At 41.3% G+C, this 22488-nt stretch carries 17 protein-coding genes; 6 read left to right on the top strand and 11 right to left on the bottom strand.

Translation table 11 applies throughout. The features are described from left to right. Positions 1–357 precede the first annotated feature (357 nt). Entirely contained in the window at positions 358–2394 is a 2037-nt protein-coding gene (locus ACSSVW_RS02190) for a tetratricopeptide repeat-containing sensor histidine kinase (RefSeq protein WP_454178751.1), read from the top strand. Here ACSSVW_RS02190 and ppc read toward each other — a convergent pair whose 3' ends face one another. Further along, a complete protein-coding gene (gene ppc / locus ACSSVW_RS02185) occupies positions 2395–5040 on the bottom strand; it encodes a phosphoenolpyruvate carboxylase (protein ID WP_074989136.1) in 2646 nt (881 codons plus the stop codon). It abuts the gene before it with no gap. A gap of 423 nt (positions 5041–5463) precedes the next feature. On the opposite strand from ppc, the gene ACSSVW_RS02180 reads away from it, so the two are divergent. Both ACSSVW_RS02180 and ACSSVW_RS02175 read left to right on the top strand, forming a co-directional pair. Further along, on the top strand, positions 5464–6210 hold the full coding sequence (locus tag ACSSVW_RS02180) for an SDR family NAD(P)-dependent oxidoreductase (RefSeq protein WP_454178750.1): 747 nt from the start codon (positions 5464–5466) through the stop codon (positions 6208–6210). An 11-nt stretch (positions 6211–6221) separates the two neighbouring features. Continuing rightward, positions 6222–6830: a flavin reductase family protein gene (locus ACSSVW_RS02175; protein WP_065979136.1), complete on the top strand. Its 609-nt coding sequence runs from the start codon at positions 6222–6224 to the stop codon at positions 6828–6830. A gap of 4 nt (positions 6831–6834) precedes the next feature. Here ACSSVW_RS02175 and ACSSVW_RS02170 read toward each other — a convergent pair whose 3' ends face one another. Further along, the gene (locus ACSSVW_RS02170) at positions 6835–7914 is read right to left on the bottom strand and encodes a M24 family metallopeptidase (RefSeq protein WP_454178815.1); all 1080 of its coding nucleotides are present in this window, start codon (positions 7912–7914) and stop codon (positions 6835–6837) included. A gap of 129 nt (positions 7915–8043) precedes the next feature. Between ACSSVW_RS02170 and ACSSVW_RS02165 the strand changes: the two genes are divergently transcribed. Next, the gene (locus tag ACSSVW_RS02165; RefSeq protein WP_454178749.1) at positions 8044–9264 is read left to right on the top strand and encodes a M24 family metallopeptidase; all 1221 of its coding nucleotides are present in this window, start codon (positions 8044–8046) and stop codon (positions 9262–9264) included. Positions 9265–9425: 161 nt separating this feature from the next. Continuing rightward, positions 9426–10832: a YfcC family protein gene (locus ACSSVW_RS02160; protein ID WP_454178748.1), complete on the top strand. Its 1407-nt coding sequence runs from the start codon at positions 9426–9428 to the stop codon at positions 10830–10832. A gap of 115 nt (positions 10833–10947) precedes the next feature. Here ACSSVW_RS02160 and ACSSVW_RS02155 read toward each other — a convergent pair whose 3' ends face one another. From ACSSVW_RS02155 to ACSSVW_RS02120, 8 genes are all read right to left on the bottom strand, one after another. After that, positions 10948–11709 carry a hypothetical protein gene (locus ACSSVW_RS02155; protein WP_454178747.1) on the bottom strand — a complete coding sequence of 254 codons (762 nt, stop codon included), beginning with the start codon at positions 11707–11709 and terminating at the stop codon, positions 10948–10950. Between the two features lie 333 nt (positions 11710–12042). Further along, positions 12043–12321, bottom strand: a complete 279-nt coding sequence (gene ppiC, locus ACSSVW_RS02150; RefSeq protein ID WP_054552145.1) for a peptidylprolyl isomerase PpiC — start codon at positions 12319–12321, stop codon at positions 12043–12045. A 63-nt stretch (positions 12322–12384) separates the two neighbouring features. Next, positions 12385–13017, bottom strand: a complete 633-nt coding sequence (locus ACSSVW_RS02145; protein WP_454178746.1) for a lysoplasmalogenase — start codon at positions 13015–13017, stop codon at positions 12385–12387. Between the two features lie 58 nt (positions 13018–13075). Further along, positions 13076–13450 (bottom strand): thiol-disulfide oxidoreductase DCC family protein, encoded by a 375-nt coding sequence (locus tag ACSSVW_RS02140; protein ID WP_454178814.1) that lies wholly within the window; start codon positions 13448–13450, stop codon positions 13076–13078. A 26-nt stretch (positions 13451–13476) separates the two neighbouring features. Beyond that, complete coding sequence (locus ACSSVW_RS02135) at positions 13477–14499, bottom strand: zinc-binding dehydrogenase (RefSeq protein ID WP_454178745.1); 1023 nt, start codon at positions 14497–14499, stop codon at positions 13477–13479. Positions 14500–14512: 13 nt separating this feature from the next. Continuing rightward, positions 14513–15919 (bottom strand): TolC family protein, encoded by a 1407-nt coding sequence (locus ACSSVW_RS02130; RefSeq protein WP_454178744.1) that lies wholly within the window; start codon positions 15917–15919, stop codon positions 14513–14515. Continuing rightward, the gene (locus ACSSVW_RS02125; protein ID WP_454178743.1) at positions 15912–19058 is read right to left on the bottom strand and encodes an efflux RND transporter permease subunit; all 3147 of its coding nucleotides are present in this window, start codon (positions 19056–19058) and stop codon (positions 15912–15914) included. Before ACSSVW_RS02125 ends, ACSSVW_RS02130 begins: the two co-directional genes overlap by 8 nt. A gap of 6 nt (positions 19059–19064) precedes the next feature. Further along, on the bottom strand, positions 19065–20231 hold the full coding sequence (locus ACSSVW_RS02120) for an efflux RND transporter periplasmic adaptor subunit (RefSeq protein ID WP_454178742.1): 1167 nt from the start codon (positions 20229–20231) through the stop codon (positions 19065–19067). A gap of 118 nt (positions 20232–20349) precedes the next feature. Between ACSSVW_RS02120 and ACSSVW_RS02115 the strand changes: the two genes are divergently transcribed. Continuing rightward, on the top strand, positions 20350–21300 hold the full coding sequence (locus ACSSVW_RS02115; protein WP_454178741.1) for a LysR substrate-binding domain-containing protein: 951 nt from the start codon (positions 20350–20352) through the stop codon (positions 21298–21300). Here the strand turns inward: ACSSVW_RS02115 and ACSSVW_RS02110 are convergent. Further along, positions 21297–22346: a GGDEF domain-containing protein gene (locus ACSSVW_RS02110; protein ID WP_065979125.1), complete on the bottom strand. Its 1050-nt coding sequence runs from the start codon at positions 22344–22346 to the stop codon at positions 21297–21299. The two genes, ACSSVW_RS02115 and ACSSVW_RS02110, sit on opposite strands and share 4 nt — an antisense overlap. Positions 22347–22488: the final 142 nt, after the last annotated feature.

The following is a 22488-nucleotide window of genomic DNA, read 5'->3' as shown; positions in this document are numbered from 1 at the left end:
ACATTGGTCATAAAGTTACTCTAAAAGTCTGTGGGTAATTTTTAAATGGGCTTAATCTAGGCTGAATGAGAAAGCCGCGCTATTTTATTGATATCTACAACTGAGTCAACACCTAGCAATAAAATAGGTCAGACCAGATAAGTAAATAATAATTTAGTGCTAGCTAATAATTAAATATCTGTAGCGATTTTTCACGTTGTGTTTACTTGTTAGATACCTGTAATTTTTCCTAACCAACAATACGTTTTTTCTGATAATTCACATTACTAATAAAATATACAGTTTGTACCTGAACGAAATCGACCGTATGAACTATTCTGGTATTAATACTTTATTTTTTATCTATTGAGTTCATGCATGGCCAGAGTACTCATTACATTTTTGTTTAGTCTGCTGGTGTTTAGCTTCCCCGTTGCGGGTCAAGCTAACGTTAAAACAGCAGATGAGTTTGAAAAAATACGCAATACAATCAGGGAAAGCTACGCACACTCCCCAACCGAAGGGCTCAATTTAGTCAACTCTTTACTCGAAACAGATGACTTTTCACTCGAACAAAGAGTTATGATTACCAACTACAAAACCTGGTTTTTATTTGAAAACAATCAGTTCGAAGATGCGATGCAGTCAGTGGTAGAATACAAAAGCATGGTCTCTCGACTGAGTGAAAAGAGTTTAATGTATGGGTATTACAACCTTTCTGGTGGAATCTATTCACGACTTGGCCTTTACGAAGAAGCCCTCAACTACTACAACGATGCAATTCCCTTTGCGAGACAACGAAATCAACTTCTTGTTTATCAAGTCGAAAACAATATAGCGCTTATCTACTTAGAATTAGAACGCTTTAAAGAAGCATTAACCACATTTGAAAATTACAAACTCTACGCACAAACAAATAATCAAACACTCAACGAATCGTTTGCATCAATGAATATTGCGACTGCACTGGTTGGGCTTAAAAAATACGATGAAGCGATGGCAGTTTTAGATGCGCTACTCATTTTGCAAGAAAAGCATGACTACATCACACACCAAAGTATAAGTTTAGTCCTGAAAGGCAAAATTCTTCGACTGTTAGGTGACTTAGAAGCCTCTGAAAATGTGTTATTAAACGCCGTTGATTTAATAAAAGAGCATGATGTAAGCAGTGAATACATGAGTGCTATTTTAGCGCTTACAGCGACATATGAAGCACAAGGTAAAATTGAACTCGCAATTAGTTTGATCACATCAATCGATCTCAATTCTGATAAATATACGCATTTTGAAACACAGCTAGAAGTCGCAAAATTCACGGCAAGTCTCTATGAAAAACAAGACAATTATCAAAATGCACTGATAGCTTATAAACAGTACAACGACATACAAACGGTCGCTTTGAAACGTCAGGCAAGTGTTAATTTAACCAAAGCCTTAGCCGAAGCTGATTTAGCTGCAAAAGAAGTGAGAATTTCTGAACTAACCAAAACAGAGCAAATAAAAGCAACCAAAGCAAAAGCATTCCAAGATTTAACAATTGCCATCTCGATGTGTCTATTCTTGATTATTATCGGCTCATTTATAGCCATACGAAGTATTAACAGACAAAAACATAAGCTCGCAGCCACGCTCAAACGCCTCCACGATACGCAAAGCCATCTTATAGAAATCGAAAAAATAGCGTCGCTTACGTCATTAGTCTCAGGCATGGCGCATCAATTAAATACCCCGATAGGCACCATTGTGACAGCCAGCTCGCTAATAGATAAATACTTAACGGGCTTATCTGATAAGTTTGAAAACCGGAATTTAACCAGCAAGCATTTCCACGAGTTTATAAATGATACCAGCAGTGCAAAAGAGTTGGTGATCAGTAGTGTTAATAGACTCGCCAGCATTGTTGAAGAATTTAAATCGCTCAATGTCTCTATTAATCTTGATAAACCGATGTCAAATATTGTGCTTCTTGAGTATATGCACGACCGACTCGAACCGCTGAGTATCTATCTAGGAAAACATATTTATTACGAAGTGAGTGGTGATGATGTCACGATTATGTCTTACCCCTCTATTTTAGGTGATGTTTTAAAAACACTAGTGATTAACTCCTGCGAACATGGGTTTATTGACCGTGATGAAGGCAAAGTAGACATTGTAATTAAGCAGAATGCGCAGTGTGTTGATATTATCTATCAAGATAACGGCGTAGGAATTGAAGACGGAATTCTTAAAGAAATTTTCACCCCCTTTTACACATCCAATATGGGTAGCCAGCATTTGGGGCTGGGTTTAAATGTTGTTTTTAACGCAGTGCAGTATAACTTAAAAGGGAAAATATGCGCCGAGTCATCTGATCACGGCGCACGGTTTATAATTACCTTACCAATCGACGTACGATTAGTAGATGAAGAGTGATTAACCGGTATTACGCATACCCGCAGCAATCCCTGTCATGGTGATCATGAGTGCATTATCAATATCACCCGCTGAACTAGCATCTGCTTCACGCGAGCGACGTAGTAATTCGACTTGTAACAAGTTGAGTGGATCGGTGTACGGGTTACGCAAAGCAATAGACTCTTTGATCCACGGTTGATCAGCAAGTAAACTTTTTTGTGGACTCAATGATTGAACCAATTCAATTGCTTCATTAAGTTCTTGGCGTAACTTCACACCGAGCGGTTTATATTGATCTGTCACTAACGCATCATCATAGTGTGCACTTAACCAGCTATCCGCCTTACTAAATACCATTTCTAGCATTTCTAAACGCGCACGGAAAAATGGCCATTGCAAACTCATTTCATGCAAGGTTTCAATACCGTACTTATCTAGTGCAGCTTGTAAACCTCTTAATGCGCCAAGCCAAGCCGGTAACATTAGGCGGTTTTGGCTCCATGCAAAAATCCATGGGATTGCACGCAAACTTTCTACCCCGCCATGTGGGTTTCGTTTCGCAGGGCGTGAACCCAATGGCAATTTTGAAAGCTCTTGCTCTGGCGTCGCCATTCTAAAATAGGGAACAAAGTTTTCATCATGACGAACCACATCGCGGTAATGCTCACATGACTCGGCGCTAATAAGCTGCATCACATCACGCCATTCACTCTTAGGCTCAGGAGGCGGTAACAAATTACTTTCAAGCACTGCACCAGCATAAATATTAAGACTTTGTAGCGCAACGGCAGGCAGACCAAACTTAAAGCGGATCATCTCGCCTTGTTCAGTAACACGCAGTCCCCCTTTTAATGAACCCGGTGGTTGAGAACGCAGTGCTTGCGCGGCAGGAGCGCCTCCGCGTCCCACGGTGCCACCTCGTCCATGGAACAATACCAACTCAATGCCACGTTGCTCAGCAAGTTGAACAAGTTTATCCATGGCTTCGTACTGCGCCCAGCCAGCAGCCATCATGCCCGCATCTTTCGCAGAATCTGAATAGCCAATCATAACATTTTGTTGGTTTTGTATATGACCACGATACCAAGTGTTATCAAGTAGGCATTCGATAACATCTTTACCCGCATTTAAGTCATCCAACGTTTCGAATAAAGGAGCCACGGGTAATTTAAACTTACAACCACTTTCTTTTAGAAGCAGTTGCACAGCTAATACATCAGACGCAGTGCGTGCCATAGAAATGATATATAAACCGAAGGTGTGCGCATCTTGTGCAGCAATAACATCAAAGGTATCTAGCACTTCTTGAACATCGGGACTCGGTTTCCAATGCTTAGGAATAAGCGGTCTGCGCGAATTTAACTCAGCAAGTAAGAAAGCTTGCTTATCGTCCTCTTGCCATTGGTGATAATCGCCCAAGCCCAAATAGCGTGTTAACTCAGAAAACACATCACTGTGGCGCGACGAATCTTGACGTACATCTAGCTTAGCTAGGCGTAAACCAAAGCTATTTATGCGTCGTAACACATCAAGTAATAAACCGTCAGCAACCACTCGCATGTTGGTTTTAATTAACGAGCGATAACACACTTCAATGGGATGTTTTATTTGTGCTATGTCGGTAATTAAATCCTCAGAATCTGTACGTTTACGCTTAATTTTTGCACCAAGGTGCGTAACTGTTTCAGCAATCTGATTTTTTAAGTTCTTCAGCACCGCACGGTATGGTTCGAATTCTTGACCTGCCAGCGCAATAAGCTCATCACTTGCATCTGACATTGATAGTTCGTTACTCAGGGTTTCAATATCACGAGAATATAAATCGAGGGCCATCCAACGACCGTGGTCAAGCACTTGTTGCGTCACTTCAGCGGTGACAAATGGATTTCCGTCACGGTCGCCGCCCATCCACGATGTAAACTCTATCGGGCTGTAATCAATTGGTAAGCTTAAATCGAGTTCAGATTTAACCTCATCAGTAAATTCACGCAGAAAACGTGGCACAGCATGCCATAGACTGTTTTCGATCACGGCAAAGCCCCATTTTGCTTCATCAATAGGGGTCGGGCGTGAACGTCGAATATCATCCGTATGCCATGCTTGGCTTATTAGCTGCTCTATACGGTTAAGAAGTTCTGCACGCTCTGTAGGTAGATTGTCCTTGCGCTCTAATGACGCTAAGCAATCACTTAACTCAACGTGTTTGTTAATCATAGTACGACGCGTCACCTCTGTAGGGTGCGCGGTGAGCACTAAATTAATGTGGAGTTTTGAGAGAGTTTCGGCTAAATGATTAACATCAATGTGGCCTTGATTTGCCGCAGTTGCTAACGCTTTTAATGTTTGAGTGAGAGGATTAAGTTGGCAAAAGCCAACATCATTAAAGCGTGACACAGTGTGAAATTGTTCGGCAACATTAGCAAGGTTCAAAAAATGATTAAATGAGCGTGCAACCGGTAATAGTTCTTCGTCTGTGAGAGCGTGTAGTACATCAATAAGGGCCTGTCTGTCGGCTTCATTACCACTACGTGACGATTTAGATAAAGCGCGAATTTCTTCTACTTTATCTAAAATGGCTTGTCCTTGTGCATCTTTAATCGTTTGACCCAACATTTGTCCAAGCATGCTAACATTACCGCGAAGTGCAGCGTATTGTTCACTCATTCTCATACTCCTTTCTTTTACTAAGTTGAAAGTACTTACTGCACAGTATTTTGCTAAGCAAAACGCCTACAAAATACTGATCCTTTCTATTAATATCATTGTCAGCGTCAATTTAATAGATCGAATTTTCTAACATGTTCGTAAAAAAGAATAACCAATATATAAACATAAAAGCGTAATAATTATGCAGCTTAGCCTTAACAAACCATGTTTCATCCATTCAATTGGTAAAATGGACTTACCAATATTTTAGGCAAAATCCGTGTAAATAAAGGCGTGTTCAAAAAACAGTTGGTAAGGCTTTTAGATGTTGAATTATGTCTGTCTTTTTAGTTTAAGAATAAAAAACGGCCCATTCTTAAGCGACTTTTTTATGTTGAACGAGAAAAAATATTTTTTAAAAAATTTAGAATTGAGCTAAAAATGCAACTAATTATTTTATCTGGCGCAAGCAGTGATATCGCAAAAGCCTACTTCAATGAGCTACACAATAAATTAACCGATGCCATCATTGTGACTCTGAGCAGAAGTGATTTTGACAATAGTTTTAATAGCACAACTCAACATAATGTGCGCCATCAGCACTTTATCACTGATTACAGTGATGCCAGTTTAGCCGCTGTGGCAACTGAGCTTGCACGCTACGACACTCCGTTGTCGCAACTGATGATATTCAATGGCATGCTGCATAATTCGGATCATGCTCCAGAGCGTAAATTATCAGACATATCGCAGGCACACTTCATCGACAGCATGAAAACGAATGCTTTATTACCGATTGCTTGCGTTAATGCTTTTGTACCTTTGCTTAACCGTAAAACCCCGAGTGTTATCTGTGCACTGAGTGCCCGTGTCGGCAGCATTTCTGATAATAAACTGGGTGGCTGGTACAGTTATCGTGCCTCAAAGGCTGCACTTAACATGCTGTTTAAATCGGCTGCGATTGAGATTAAACGTCGTTTTCAACATAACCACTGTGTGCTCTTTCATCCTGGTACAACAGACACACCTTTATCTAAACCTTTTCAAGCCAATGTCCCAGCAGATAAGCTTTTTACTCCAGAATTTGTTGCTAAGCAGCTTTATAAGTTTGTTGCAGATACTCATTTTTTATCTCAGTTAGATAATCCTGCTTACATTGATTGGCAGGGAAAAACCATTGATTGGTAACAAGGAAAATTATGTACTTTTCAAAAAACACCATTGAAAATTTAGACAGTCGATACCGAGCCCATTTCATTAATAGTTTATCTGGGTTCAAAAGTGCTAATTTAATTGGCACACAAGATAATCAAGGGCATACAAATTTAGCCATTGTCAGCTCAGTGTTTCATTTAGGCGCACACCCGCCGTTGGTAGGCATGATAATCCGTCCACATTCTGTGCCTAGACATACATTAGAAAACATTTTAGAAACGGGGTTTTATACGATTAACCACGTTAATAAAACAATTTATCAACAGGCACACCAAACATCTGCACGCTATGATAAAGCGGAATCTGAGTTTATTGCGACGGGTTTAGAAGCAGAATATCTCGCTGACTTCAAAGCCCCTTACGTGAAAGACAGCCGGCTTAAATATGGCGTTGAGTTAAAAGAGCACCACCACCTTGAAATCAATGGCACCGAACTCATTATTGGTGAAATTACTGCGATTCACCTTGATGAGCACAGTATAGACAACGATGGGTTTGTCGATATCGAATCGTTAGAGACCGTCGCAGTAAGCGGGCTCGACAGTTATCACACGACTGAACGACTTGCCCGCTTAGCGTACGCTAAAAAATAGTGGCTTAGATAATAAATGGCTTGGGTGCGTGCGTTAATACTTCGTAACCTGTGTCAGTAACGACGATATCGTCTTCTAAACGCACCCCACCATAACCTGGTATATAAATGCCAGGTTCTATGGTTATCACATTACCAACCTCAAGGGTGTAATCAGTCAAGGTATTAATAAAAGGCACTTCATGTAAGAAAAGCCCTAGCCCATGCCCGAGACCTTTACCTGCATACTCTCCATATCCTGCATCATCCAATACTTGCTGTGATGCCGCATTTAACGCCAAACAGTTGATACCGGGCTTAACAAGCGCAAGTGATGCTTGTTGCGCTTCTTCGACAGCTTTGTAAATCGATATTTGTTTATCAGATGCCTCACCTAGTATATAGCTTCGTGTCATATCGGAGCGGTAGCCGTTCACCACAGCCCCAAAATCAAGGGTGATAAAGTCGCCGTGTTTTAACACCTGTGAAGACGGATTACCATGCGGCAGCGCTGTTCGTTCAGCAAATAGCATAATAGTAGCAAAAGACATGCCTTCGGATCCTAGCTTTTGCATTCGGTATTCAAGTTCTAAGGCTAAATCACGCTCAGTAACCCCTTCTTTGAAGTAAGGTAAAGTCTCTGCCAAAGCCTGATCCGCGATAGCTGCAGCCGCTTTAATCTGCTCAACTTCCCAAGCATCTTTAACACGTCTTTGCTGTTCTATAAGACCAGTAACCGGGGCTAAGGTGTGATTACTTAGCGCTTTTTCTACATCTTGCCATACTGCAACTGTGATATAACTTGCATCAAACGCAATATGACTTTTAGCAGCTAAATGACGGTTGATGCAGTCACCAAGACTTTCAGTATCACGGTCGCGGCACACCACATCAAACCCCGAAGTCTCTGCAATAGCACGCTGATGGTAGCGATAATCGGTTATCAGTATACAGTCGTTCTTTGTGATCAATGCGTAGGCGGCATTGCCACTAAAACCACTTAAGTAACGAATATTTTCATGACCAAGAACTAACATGGCGCTATAGCCTTGCTGTTCAAGTCGGGCTTTAAATTCAGCTTGTCTTTGTAGGTAGTTTGCTTGCATCATCACTCCTTATTTTTTGCGCATGCTAGCAGCACTCGATTTAAAAACGAATTAGATGCGATTAGTCGCAGTGAATTTGCATCCAGTTACGCACTCAGGTCACAATGTGAAAAAACCAAGGAGTAAACAATGACAACATATGGCATCGGTATTCAGTCACCAGAGCAAGCTTTAGCTTCTTTATCAGATATGACAACAGATTTAACCCCGATACAAAGTAATGAATTTTTAGCCCGCATCAGCGCAGCGCAAGCCTATATGCAAGCCAATAATATAGACGCAATTTATCTGAATGCAGGAACCAACCTTGCTTATTTTACTGGAATGCGTTGGTATGCAAGTGAACGTTTAGTTGGCGCTATTTTACCTGCGAAAGGCAATGTTGAATACATCGCCCCTTATTTTGAAATTGGTAGTTTAAATGATTTTATGGTGATTGACGGCCCAATACGCGGCTGGCAAGAACATGAAAACCCGTATCAATTGTGTGTTGATGTACTGTGTGAAATGGGTATCGATAAAAATGCTACGATTGGTATAGATGAAAGTGCGCAATTCTTTATTTATGATGGGATAAATAAAGCCAATAGCCATTACAACATCATTAATGCCCAATGTGTTACAGCGCATTGCCGTATGCATAAATCAGCGAATGAGCTTGCTCTTATGCAACGTGCTATGGATATGACTCTTGAAGTTCATAAAGCCACTGCAAGTATGCTCTACGAAGGGATAACAACCACCGAAGTCGAAGCCTTTATTAAAAAAGCACACCAAAAAGTAGGCGCACCAGGAAACTATTTCTGCATTGTATTATTTGGTGTAGCGTCTTCATTTCCGCATGGTGTAAAGAATCCACAAACCCTTAAAAAAGGGGATGTGGTGTTGATTGATACAGGTTGTAAAGTACATGATTACTTATCTGATATTACACGTACTTATGTCTTTGGAGATGCAACTGCACGCCAACGTGAGTTCTGGCAACATGAAAAAAATGCACAATTAGCTGCATTCAACGCCGCTAAAATTGGTGCTAGTTGCGGCTCGGTCGATGATGCTGTACGGCAATATCTCTCAGCTAATGGTATGGGTCCAGACTATCAAACACCAGGATGTCCTCACAGAACAGGTCATGGCATTGGTTTAGATATTCATGAATGGCCTTATTTAGTTGGGGGTAATACAACTAAACTTGCTAAGGGTATGTGCTTTAGTAACGAGCCAATGATTGTTGTTCCTGACGAATTTGGTATTCGATTAGAAGATCACTTTTACATGACGGAATCGGGCCCATGTTGGTTTACAGAACCAGCACACAGCATTGATGACCCGTTTGGCTTAGGTAAATAAGTTTTATTCAGGCCACTGTATTGTGGCCTGTCTCTTTCCCTGTCTTTATGCACTTCACATATTACATTAGTTCACAATACGCTTACTTTTCGGTCACCTTTTTTGTCTAAGCCATGGTATTATTTCAAGAATTTTACCTATAAAAATATTATGGAGAATAAATGGGTTTGCATTTTAAAGTTCCCCACACGCTAATTTTACTACTCAGTATGATGGTCATTGCTTTAATCGCAACATGGCTCGTACCACAGGGTTTCTTCAGCACAACACTCAGTGACTCAGGCCGAGAAATGGTCGTTGCGGGTACTTATCAAACAGTATCAGAACGTCACTATTTAACTCCTTGGGATTTATTACAAGCAATTCCTCGCGCTTTTGCAGCGGCACAAGATGTAATTTTCTTTGTATTAATCGTCGGGGGTGTATTAGCCATAGCACGCGCAACAGGTACTGTTGATGCACTAATCGGTCGCTTACTTGAGCGCCACGGTGAAAAACCACAGCGTTTAATATTTATGGTGGTATTTTGCTTTGCACTTGCATCGAGCAGTATTGGTACAGCAGGTGAGTACATTCCGTTTGTTATTATTTTAGTTGCGCTTTGTAAAGCAATGCGCCTCGATGCGATGACCGCAGTCGGTATGATAGTCGCAGGCTATGGTATTGGGTATGGTGTATCGGCATTTAACCCCTTCACCGTATTAATAGCGCAACAAATTGCAGGTATTCCTGTTTACTCTGGCCTATGGTTACGTTTAGCCATCTTCATTCCATTTGTTCTTATCGGTTTTCATCATGTTTGGAAATACACCAAAATGGTGGCCAATGATCCGTCTAAGTCGATGATGATAGGTGTACCTTGCCCGCTTGAAAATCAAACGGCTGCAAGTTACCCAACACTTGCTCTTCGCCATAAACTTATTTTAGGTAGTTTTATTATTACCCTTGCGATTGCTGTTTGGGGTATCGCATCAAAAGGATGGTATTTATATGAGCTAGGTGGTGTTTTTATCGCATGGGGTGTCGTTGTAGCCATTTTAGGCAAGTTATCTGCTGATGAAGCGGCCAATAAATTTATTGAGGGGGTGTCAGACCTAGTAACAACCGCAATTTTGATTGGTGTTGCAAGGGGTATTGCGCTGATTTTAGAGGATGGTCAGATTCTGCATAGTTTAGTGCATGGCATGTCGTTACCGCTGTCTTATGTATCTGCCGAAATATCAGCGATTGGCATGTTAGTGATTCAAACTGTATTAAATACATTTATTCCATCAGGTTCTGGTCAAGCTTATGTCACGATGCCACTAATGGCACCACTAGGAGATTTAGTCGGTGTGCCACGCCAGGTTGCAGTACTTGCTTACCAATTTGGTGATGGGTTCTCAAATATGATCATTCCTACAAATGCCGTACTTATGGGTATTTTAGGTATGGCTGGCGTACCCTACGGCCATTGGTTTAGATTTTGTTTACCACTGCTTATCAAACTAATGGCTGCCGCATCAATAGTACTGGTACTCGCAGTTATGTTTGGTTATGGGCTAGATGTACAGCCACAAATAAACTAACTTATTTCGGTATAAAGTTTGGTTATAAAATGTGGCCATAAAAAAAGCGCCTTTGGCGCTTTTTTTTTTGCTCATATTAACCGACTTGTTATGTTAGCTTTGATTCATTTTTGTATTAATTAAACCTTCTTAAACACATTGTTTTAACACGTACTAAGTTAGTACTATTGCCATAAGCCCTTGAGAAATTAACCTCCCAACTTGATATGCCTATTATCTTGCTACTTGAAATATTCACATTACGCCCAGTACCTAAATACCTTATTTCAGGACCACCACTCACTACAAAATAGCCTGAAGGGCAATTGCCTGAGACTGCTCGTCTCATCACACTAAAAACCGAGCTAACAGGTACATATCCGCCAAATCTAATCAGTATGCTTTGCAACGTATCGCTCGTATCTAGTTCGCAAATAAAGCTTCCGTCAGGATAAATTACCCTAAGCGATGAATTAACAGGGCAAGAGCCATCTAAGACATCTTGTTTAGATGCTAAGCTTGCTTCTAAGTTATCTAAGTCAGATTGAAGTGCTGCAGTTTCAGCTTCTAAAGCTGAAATTTGTGTAGCATTCGCCTCGACATCACTTTGTAAAGCCGCAATATCATTCTCATTCGCTGTTATACGCGCAGCTAAATCACTAATATCTTGTTGAATAAGCATTATATCAGCTTCAATACTTGCGATGGATGCGCCTGTGCTTGCTGCTAAAGCATCTAACTCAGCTTTATTTTGCTCTATTTGCTCTTGAAGATGCTTGAAAGGAACACCGTTTGGTGTTTCTCCATTACCTTTTCCGGATGGTTCTGCATGTAATTGAGTAACGAGTAAAGTACTCGCAGCCAAAATGGCTAATTTTAATCTTGATTGACTATTCATAATATACCTCCATTTAATGATCGCGATCGCGTTAGAGGTATATCCAAATTTACATAAAACTTCATAAGCCACATTCTAGTGGATTAAAATACACAACATTGTAGGGATGGATTTATCTCTACCGACCGATTAACGTTAGTCGCTATTAACCTAAAAGCACTATTTCGAAGGACATTTGAAGAAGTCTGACCAATCAAAATGTAAACTTAAATATTAAAAAAGTTTACTTTATAACTAGTTCCAGATAATGGAATGCTCAATTACGTTAAAGTAATGTCTAAAAATTGAATATAAATTAGTTTGCCTCACAGCAGGAGGCGTTCTTATTAGGAATCAAGTTCGGTACAATACTTTAATTACATGCCAACCAAAGCGGGTTTTCACTAAATGCGGTTCAAGGATTTCGCCGCTAAATGCAACTTTGTCAAACTGCGGTACCATTTGCCCGCGTCTAAATTCGCCTAAATCCCCGCCTTTTTTACCTGACGGACACGTTGAATATTTTTTAGCGAGGGTTTGGAACTTAGCCCCTTTTTTAAGTTGCTTAATGATATCTTCAGCTTGCTCTTTATGTTTAACTAAAATATGCAATGCATGTGCTGTATTGGCCATGGGGTATCTCGAAAATTAAAACGCAGATATTTTATCACGACAAACTAAACTGAGCCACTGCGGCTATTTCTGTTTGCTTATTGCTGGTAAGAACCCTTTAATCAAACAAAATTGCGCTAAATAATAACTACACATGATTGCGATATCTGCATGCACAATTTCGAAATAAAAACGATTAAGGCCAAGAATAGAGTCTGATACAACAAACACTGCCCCACCTAAGACTAAAAAACCGTTCGATTTATCCGTCATCCAAGTAAGGCTTGCCATTATGGTGAGCACCAACATATAGAAAAGCACGGGAATGAGTATGTCATTCAGGTTTGGATAGAATAAGCAAAAAACGATGATTGCAAAAAAGAGATAAAGTAATACGACTTCTATTCGCCAGTGTTTAATTGGTAACATGGTAATGATATAAAAAGCATGACTTACAAAGAATGCCGCTAAACCGCCTATAAAAAGCTGCCCTGTATCAAGGGCTAGTAGCACATCACCGAGTGCCGAAAAGCTAAGTGCTAATAATAGCGTGATCAAAATGCGATTTTGTATCTGATTGCGTGCTTTTAAAACCATCACAATCAACACACCGATTGGTAATGCTTTAAATACCGCCATAGAGGGTTGAGATAATGCAGGTATAAATAGCAGTAAAGCAATGTAAAAGGTGCAAAGGATTAGAAAGAGAATGTTCATATTCTTATTATTTTTATTTGTTCCCAATAAAGAGAATAGCAAAATTTACTTTAAATGTTTATAAAAAATGCTGCTTTTGTTTTTCACTCAGTAACTTACACTGAGTTTGTTTACCAAGAATACGATAGCGGTTACGACCTACCCAATCATAAATACGATCGCGAAATCCCTTTGGGAGCAGATAAAACACTTTTACAATTGAGAATGGAAACCCTAATTCATTTGCGATAAATAACACAGCATCACTTTGTTTATATAGCTGGTTTTTATCAATCACTAACATTGAGGAAAGTGGATCTTTTACTTCATGCGCTTTTAATAAACGCTCACCTTTATCGCTTTGCATTGGGCATAACTTAAAGGTTATCTGTTTATCAAAGCGAAGAATAAAACGAACACAAAAATGGCACAGATTACACTGACCATCAAACAAAATGACTGGGCAGTGAGTATGCAAGTTTAACCGCTTATTTGCACAACTTGTTTCCCAGTGAAGCCACCAGCAAGTTGTTTATTCAGTGCATCAGAAACCGCGTGGGCACTAAAGTCAACGGCATGGATTTGTGGCAGTTTTATCTCACCACGCGCTGCATTATCGAGTAATAAATTGCCCATAAAACTTAGCTTTTGCTGTGCACATAAGCTATTAGCAAGCCAAGCCCCACCAAGCGACACAATACCAATATTAGGTGCGCGTCTGAACATCAGTTCTTGTTCGAATTTCGGGAGTTCGTTTAAGCATGCAATATGGCCACAAAAGCGCATTAGCTCAACGTTACGAATGGTAGTATCGCCACCAATACAATCAAGCACAGCATCAAAGCCTTGCGGCCCTAGTTCACGACGAATTTTATCTTCAAGTTTAGGGTCTTTATAATCAAACACGACATCTGCACCTAATTGCTTAAGTAACTTATGATTGTGTTTGCTGGCGGTGGTAAACACCGTTGCACCACGTTGCTTAGCAAATTGAATAGCAAATTGGCCAACCCCGCCAGCACCAGCATCAATAAACAGTGAATCCCCTTCGCTCAGTTGCAACTTATCAAGGGCAATTAATGCCGTCATACCTGAACAAGGTAAGGTTGCAGCGTCTGCAGGTGATACGTTATCTGGCACAACCGATACAGCATAGTTTGGCACCGTTGTGTATTCAGATAACACACCTTGGTCGCCAAGACTGGCGTGCCATACAACGCGTGCACCAACACCAGGGAATACACCTTTATTTGCCTGAACAACCACCCCAACAGCATCATGGCCTAATACATGCGGGTAATGCCATTTACAAAAACCTTGTTTTGCAAAATTGGCATCAACATGGTTTAAGCCCACATATTCAACTTTAATCAAAAGTTCGTTCCCTTCAGGACTCGGTACTGGCACAGAAAGCTCAGATAACGTAATAGCGTCATTGGGCTCAACCACTGCTAGCGCGCGCATTGTTGACGGAAGATCTGTAGTTTGTTGAATATGTGACATTTAATACTCTGGGTTAAAGATTGTTAAGTTCAAAGCTCCAACGACCGTTAAACACGTTATATGCGCTTACCTTGGCCTGGACAGATGCAATAGTTGAATCAACGGCATTTTCTTGCGCTATTAAAACATCCTGTCTCGCATCTAACAACTCTAAGTAAGGAATTTGTCCTTCTTCATACATAGCATGAGCTTGTTCAAATGCTTTATTCGCATAATTAAAACGCTGATTAGCAAAATCAAGTTGTTGCTGTTGTTTGACTAAGCGTTGCAAGGTAAGTTCACTTTCGCTTATCGCTTTTAGTACTTTACTTTGATAGTCGCTGTAAGCCGCTTCGCTTAAAAATTGTTGTGCGTCTCGTTGAGCCAATAATGCAGGATAGCTGAGTAATGACCATTCAACTTTTGGCGTCACTTGCCATTGTTGCACGGTATCGTCTAAACCATTATTGGTTAAACTCACCACACCTGCAAACCCTGCCAGGCTAATATCAGGCAGAAGCGCTTTAGAGGCTGCAACACTGAGTGAATAAGCTTGACTGAACTGATACAAGGCACTGGTAATATCTGGTCTGAGTGCCATTGCTTCACTCGCTTTAAAAAACGACACGCTAAAATCGCGGCTCAATAATTCAGGCTCTTCAATCAGCGTTATGTCGCTTGCAAGTCGGCCAGTTAGCACCGCAAGGGTTGCTAAGTCGCGATATTGCAAGTAACTAAGCTCAGGAATAAGCGCTTGTTGCTGCTTTAACTGAGCAAGGGTACGATTAAGGTCCAACTCATTGGCAACGCCCTCTTCAACTCTCGCTCTCAGCACATCAATACTTTGCTCTAACGCCTCGATTTGCATCTCAATAATCGCTTGCTTTTGCACATTACCTTGATAGCTTACATAGCCTTGCACTACCGCTGAAACCACTTCAACCTGCAATGCCCTTAACTGCTCGGCTTGATTTAGTGCGCCAGCATTCGCAGCATCCACTAAAGCTGTAATTCGACCAAATAAGTCAAGCTGCCAATTTACATTAACACCCGCGTTTGATTGGCGCGTAATAGCGCCATCTAAGCTACTGCGTTCTGCGATTACGCTTAGGCTGCCCTGCGGATAATAATCCGCGCGGGCTGCACCTAAACGAGCTATGGCTGCATCAAGTTGAAGTTGGCTGGTTTTTAAGTCGTGATTCATTGCTAATGCATCAGTCACTAAATTGTCTAACTGCGCTGAATCTAAACGACGCCACCAGTTATTCTCGCTCGCACCTTCGTTTTGTGCACCAATTTGTGTATCACTGACAAATTGTGTCAGGCTAACTTGCTGCTCTTGTATGTCTACGCTTTGTGCGCAGCCTGCCAATACACCAGCTAACAGCATTGCACTTACAAGTTTGCCTTTTTTAAAGATTGCATCAAGAGGCTTATGCATCGTGTTGCTCCTTCTGCGATTTTTTCGTTACTAACATATAAAACACCGGGGTAAACAATAAGCCAAACACGGTTACACCAATCATGCCTGAGAATACCGCGTTACCCATAGCATGACGCATCTCAGCACCTGCCCCAGTGGCAAGAACTAGTGGTACAACACCTGCCGTAAAAGCAATTGATGTCATTAGAATTGGGCGAAGCCGTAAGCGACATGCTTTAATAATGGCTTCAAGATGAGACATTCCCGTTTTATGCTGATCTCGTGCAAACTCAACCATTAAAATGGCGTTTTTACTTGCTAGCGCAACCAGTACGATTAGTGCGATTTGTGTGAAGATATTGTTGTCATCACCCACAAACCACACTCCTAACAAGGCCGAGAAAATAGTCATAGGCACAATCAGAATAATAGCCAGAGGTAATCTCAAGCTCTCGTACTGCGCCGCAAGTACCATGAATACAAGCAATACAACAAGTGGGAAAACATACACCATAGTGTTACCCGCTAATATTTGCTGATAGGTTACTTCTGTCCATTCAAACTCAATCCCATTGGGAAGTGTGTCTGCAAGGATTGCTTCAATAGCTTGCTGTGCTTGGCCTGAGCTATAACCTGGTGCTGGGCTACCATTTAGTTCAGCTGTAGGATAACCGTTATAGTGCATCACACGATCTGGGCCTGTTGTTGGTGTGACCGTTAATACAGAACCTAATGGCACCATCTTACCCATACGGTTACGTACTTTTAGATTCAAAATTTGCTCTGGATCTTGACGGTAATCAGCATCAGCTTGCGCATTTACCTGATAAGTACGACCAAACAAGTTAAAGTCATTCACATACACAGAACCTAAATAGACTTGTAAGGCATTAAATACTTCATCAAGAGGAATGCCTTGGATAAGCGCTTGCTCTCGGTCAATGTCGATATCCATTTGTGGCACTTGAATTCTAAAGCTAGAGTAAAGTCCCATTAATGCGGGGTCTTGCTGCGCTTTAGTAATGGTTGCTTGTAAACTGTTAAAGAGCACTTCAAAGCCTTTGTTAGCACGGTCTTCAATTTGCAGTTTAAAGCCGCCAGTAGTCCCTAAACCTTGAATTGGCGGTGGCGGGAACACCGCGACAAACGCTTCATCAATAGCGGCAAATTTTTGATTTAACTGCGCCGCTATCGCCATTGCAGACATACTCGGGTCTTGACGCTCTTCAAAAGGTGCAAGCGGAGTAAACACAATGCCGCTATTTGGGCTATTGGTGAAACCATTTACAGATAAACCAGGAAACGACACAGTGTTTGCAACACCGGGGACTTGTAGTGCAATTTTTTCCATTTCTTGCACGACTTCTTGGGTTCTGTCTAAGCTTGCCGCATCAGGTAACTGTGCAACAGCCACTAAATATTGCTTGTCTTGCTGTGGAATAAAGCCACCCGGAACAGCATCAAACAATTTAACGGTGCCACCCACAAGCGCAACATAAGCAACTAATACAATCACACTCATACGAATAAGCTTTTGCACCAGTTTTTCGTAGCCATTTGCGCCTTTATCAAACACGCGGTTAAAGGGTTTAAATAGCCAGTTGCCAAATAGGCGGTTTAATAACTTAGTTAAACGGTCTGGTTTTGCATCATGACCTTTTAATAATAACGCCGATAACGCAGGCGATAATGTTAACGAGTTAAATGCTGAGATAACCGTCGAAATAGTAATAGTGAGTGCAAATTGCTTATAAAACTGACCCGATAAACCCGTAATAAAAGCCGTAGGAATAAATACCGCGCACAATACTAACGCAATAGCGATAATTGGCCCGGTTACTTCTGTCATCGCAACACGAGTTGCTTCTAGTGGTGATAAGCCCTGTTCGATATTTCGTTCAACGTTTTCAACCACAACAATGGCATCATCGACAACAATACCAATTGCGAGCACGAGCCCAAATAACGACAAGGTATTAATAGACACGCCTAACCATTGCATTACCGCAAACGTACCAATCAAAGATACTGGCACAGCAATCAGTGGGATAACCGATGCACGCCATGTTTGTAAAAACACCACCACAACAATAACAACTAACGCGATTGCTTCTAAAAGCGTTTTAATTACAGCATCAATCGAACCGCGTACAAAAATAGTGGGGTCATAAACAATGTCGTATTCTACTCCTGATGGAAAGTCTTTAGCTAACACCTTCATGGTTTCACGCACTTGATCAGAAAGCTCAATCGCATTAGAACCGGGGCGTTGGAATACGGGCATAGCAAGGGCTGGTTGACCATCTAGCATCGCTCTTAGTGCATACGTATCTTGGCCAAGCTCAAGGCGTGCAACATCACTTAGGCGTGTTAGCTGACCTTGTTCACCGACTTTAATGATCACATTTTCAAATTCTTCTTGTGAGCTTAAGCGCCCTTTTACATTCATTAGAATTTGGAATTGGTTACTTTTCGACGTAGGTTGTGCACCCAAGCTACCCGCAGCAACCTGTTGGTTTTGCGCACGCAATGCATTTACTACATCCATTGCCGTTAATTCGCGTGCCGATAGCGCATCTGGATTTAGCCAAACGCGCATCGAGTATTGGCCACCACCGAACATACGTACGTCACCCACACCAGGAAGACGTGCAATTTGATCTTTGATATACAAGTCGGCATAGTTCGCTAAGTAGGTCGTATCGTGCGTTTTTTCAGGCGAGTATAAATGCACCACCATGGTTAAATCGGGTGATGATTTTTCGGCTACGACACCTAAACGCTGAACTTCTTGTGGTAATCGCGGTAGTGCACTGTTTACACGATTTTGCACTTGTACTTGTGCACGGTCTAAATCAGTGCCTAACGCAAACGTTACCGTTAATGTCATGCGGCCATCACTGGTTGCTTGTGAAAACATATACAACATGTTTTCGGTACCATTGATTTCTTGCTCAAGCGGAGTCGCCACTGTTTCAGCAATCACCGTTGGGTTTGCACCTGGGTAACTTGCCGTCACAACAACTGTTGGCGGCACCACTTCTGGATACTCACTCACTGGCAATTGAAATAACGAGATGGCCCCTGCGATAAGAAATATAAGCGACAGCATCGCAGCAAAGATGGGTCGCTGAATAAAAAAGTGTGAAAATTTCATTTTGCCCTACTTTTTCGCGACTAAATCTGATTGATTATTTGAAAGAGTGAATGCTATTCCGTCGCTGTTAATGGTGACGGTGTTTGGTGAGATAGGCATACCAGGACCTACACGAGCAGGGCCATTGACGGCTATCACATCACTTTCATTTAAGCCTGATGTAATCGCGCGTAGGCTGCCGTAACGCTCGCCCACCGTCACTAATTTATATTCAAGAACATTGCCTTCACCCACAGTGAGTACAAAACGGTTCTTTAAATCTGTACCAATTGCACGCTCTGGCACGATAACTTTTTCACTTACTTTATTGGCTGCAAGCTTAATACGAGCAAATGACCCCGCACGCAGTTGTTGCTCATCGTTTTCAAACACGGCACGAACGCGAAGAGTACCGGTAGTTTCGTTAATTTGATTATCAATAAAATTGATTTTGCCATCAAAGTTAAAGCTCGTTTCGCCCACTTTTTGCATCACGACCGCTTGTTCGCTTTGCGCTGTAACATCAGCAAATGACTGATTCCACGTGCGCTCATCAATATCAAAGTAAGCATACATTTGCTGGTTTGAAACAATGCGTGTTAACACACTTTGACCGGCAAGTACGTTGTTACCTTTGGTGATATTTGCTCGCGATACTACGCCATCAATGGGTGAACGAACTTGGGTAAATGCTAAATCAAGCTTAGCTGCACTCAGTTCTGCCTGAAGAGCTAGCAATTGCGCTTCGCGTTGTCTAAGGGTTGATTTACGAGACTCTGCTTGCTCAATTGAAATAGCTTTACGTTCTGTTAAGCGCTCAGCTCGTTTTGCTTCACTTTTAGCTTGCTCAAGTGCTGCCTTGGCGCTTTCAATTTGCGCTTTTAAGCTATCAACCACCGCAGCAAAAGGGCGTGCATCAAGCGTGAAAAGCAAATCGCCTTCTTTAACGCTGTCACCTTCTTTAAAGTTAATTTTATCGATCACACCCGAAACACGTGGCATGAGCGCAACTTCTTGCGGTGCTTCTAAACGTGTTGTATAGGTGTGCCAATTTTGTACTGGCTTAACGAGTACTTCTGCTACATCAATAGGTTGTAAATGCTGTTGCTGCGCTGCTTGGTTGGCTTCTGTGCCACACCCTGCAAGCGTTAAGCTCGCAATGGCCACTGCCACTGCAAGAATAGATTTGTTCATCACGACTCTCCTGTTTATAGATTGGAGACAATGTTACGGCACTAATTAGATGACAAAAATGATAGATTTCTAAATTCTTTAATGCCAAAATGGCATCAATAATGTTTTAGGAACTGCTATGGATACCACCAGCCGCCTGTTAATGCTACTTGAGGTAATAGAGCGAGGCTCGTTTGCAAAAGCCGCTGAATCGAGAAACATCGACCGCTCCGTTATTTCTAAACAAATTAGCCGCCTCGAAGACGAGTTAGGCGTTCGCTTGCTTAATAGAACCACGCGCTCGTTTTCATTAACTGCAGCAGGGGCTGAAATGATCAAAAAAGCCGCTGAACTCAGAGATCTCTTAAATGAAACAGTGCTACTAGCTGAAAACTATCACCAAGAACCGCGAGGAACCCTTAAAATCACTTCCTCAAGTATTCTTGGCAAACGCTACATTCAACCGGTCATTAACGACTTTCAAAAACGTTTTCCGCAAGTAGAAGTGGAACTTCGTCTAGACGACAGATTAATTGATTTAGTGTCTGAGGGTTACGATCTTGCGTTTCGTGTTGGCGAACCAAAAGACTCCTCGTTCATCGCGCGTAAAATTGCACGTAACCGGATGTTGCTCTTAGCCTCGCCTGAGTTTATTGAAACCTACGGTATGCCAACATGTGTAGAAGATTTAAAAGAACTGCCAGCAGCCAGCTACACCAGTCCAAGTAAGCGTATAAGTGGTATTCGTTATCGCAATGCTAATGGCGATATTATCGAGCAAAATATTAAAAGTGTATTCAGGGCTAATGACGCAGAAGTACTTCTTATGAAGGCTATTTCAGGAAACGCGTACGTGCTCGCTCCTGCCTTTATACTTGAAAATGAAGTAAAGCGAGGTGATTTAGTGCCTATTTTGACCAACATTGAATTACTTGATTACAGTGCGGTGTATGCTGTGTATCCGCACAGAGATCTGCCAGTCAGAACACGCTTATTTTTTGATGCGATGCGTGAATACATAGGTAAAGATATCCCCATTTGGGAAGCAAATATCCCTAATTACGATGCCATGTATCAAAAAAGTACTTAGCTTGCTTTATCTGTATCGCAAAACAGTTGAGTAATATTTAACTCATAGGCTGTAACAACACGATTACGTCCTTGCTGTTTTGCCTGATATAAGGCGTCATCAGCCCGTTTTATAAAGTTTTTAAGGGTTTGTTTTGGCATATAACACGCAACACCAATGCTAATGGTTACATTAATTGTGTGCTCATCTATTTGGTAGTCAATTGTGGCTAATTGCTCACGCAACATATCCGCAAATTCAAACGCACTCTGTGGGTCACTTGCAGGTAAAAAGATAGCAAATTCTTCGCCACCAATACGAAACACATAGCCTTTATTAAGCCGTTGCCTAAAGAAACTGGTGACCTCTATTAACACTCTATCGCCTACTTCATGACCGTACTGATCATTAATTTTTTTAAAGTAATCAAGGTCAAGCATTAACATAAACAAACCATTTTTATGAGTCAGCTCAACTTCGAAATAATGAGTCATTGCGAGTCGATTGCCAGCCCCTGTGAGAGGGTCTAACAAGGCTAAATTTTCAAGACGCTTTCCATATTCTGCACGGCTATTTTCAAAACTGTGCGACACAGCCCAAATGCTGATATAGACAAACGAGAGGTTGAGTAACGAATTAACAGAGTTTAACGGTACTAAGGTCTCTTTACTGAGTAATGTAATGCCTTGGATGATGGCTATTCCAAACGAGAAAAATAGCCCATATCGCTTGCCTAATAACAAATAATACAAAATGGGCAGAGCGCACGTCCAAATAAATAGCAGGTTTTTAATATCACCAAAATGCGTACCAATAACAACAAGCAGACTCAAAAAAACGCACAGAGTAAGCGATTGCCACAGATGGCCGTAGTGTTGTCGTGTGTAAAAGTAGGTGTGGAAACAAAAAACGGCAAAGAAAACTTCGAGTATGCCAAGCACAGCAAAGTCGTTATAGAGTAAATTATAAAAAGCGAATATTGTTGCAAGTACGCCCAAACAAAAGCTCATCCATTTAAGAACGTTATTTCGTAAAGCCTGAGTGCCTCTCAGCGCACCAATATCCATCAAGTTTCTCGCTTTGTTATGATTACTTGATTTTAGCGTGAAACAAATTAATTAGGAACATTTTATTAACAGTGAACAGCGTTAAGGTAAGCTCTTTACACTACATCCCTATTATTACTACACAGTATCTCTTTGGATTAGT

The sequence above is a fragment of the Pseudoalteromonas sp. MBR-15 genome (genome assembly GCF_053628915.1).
This window is presented reverse-complemented; position numbering and strand designations above follow the sequence as displayed.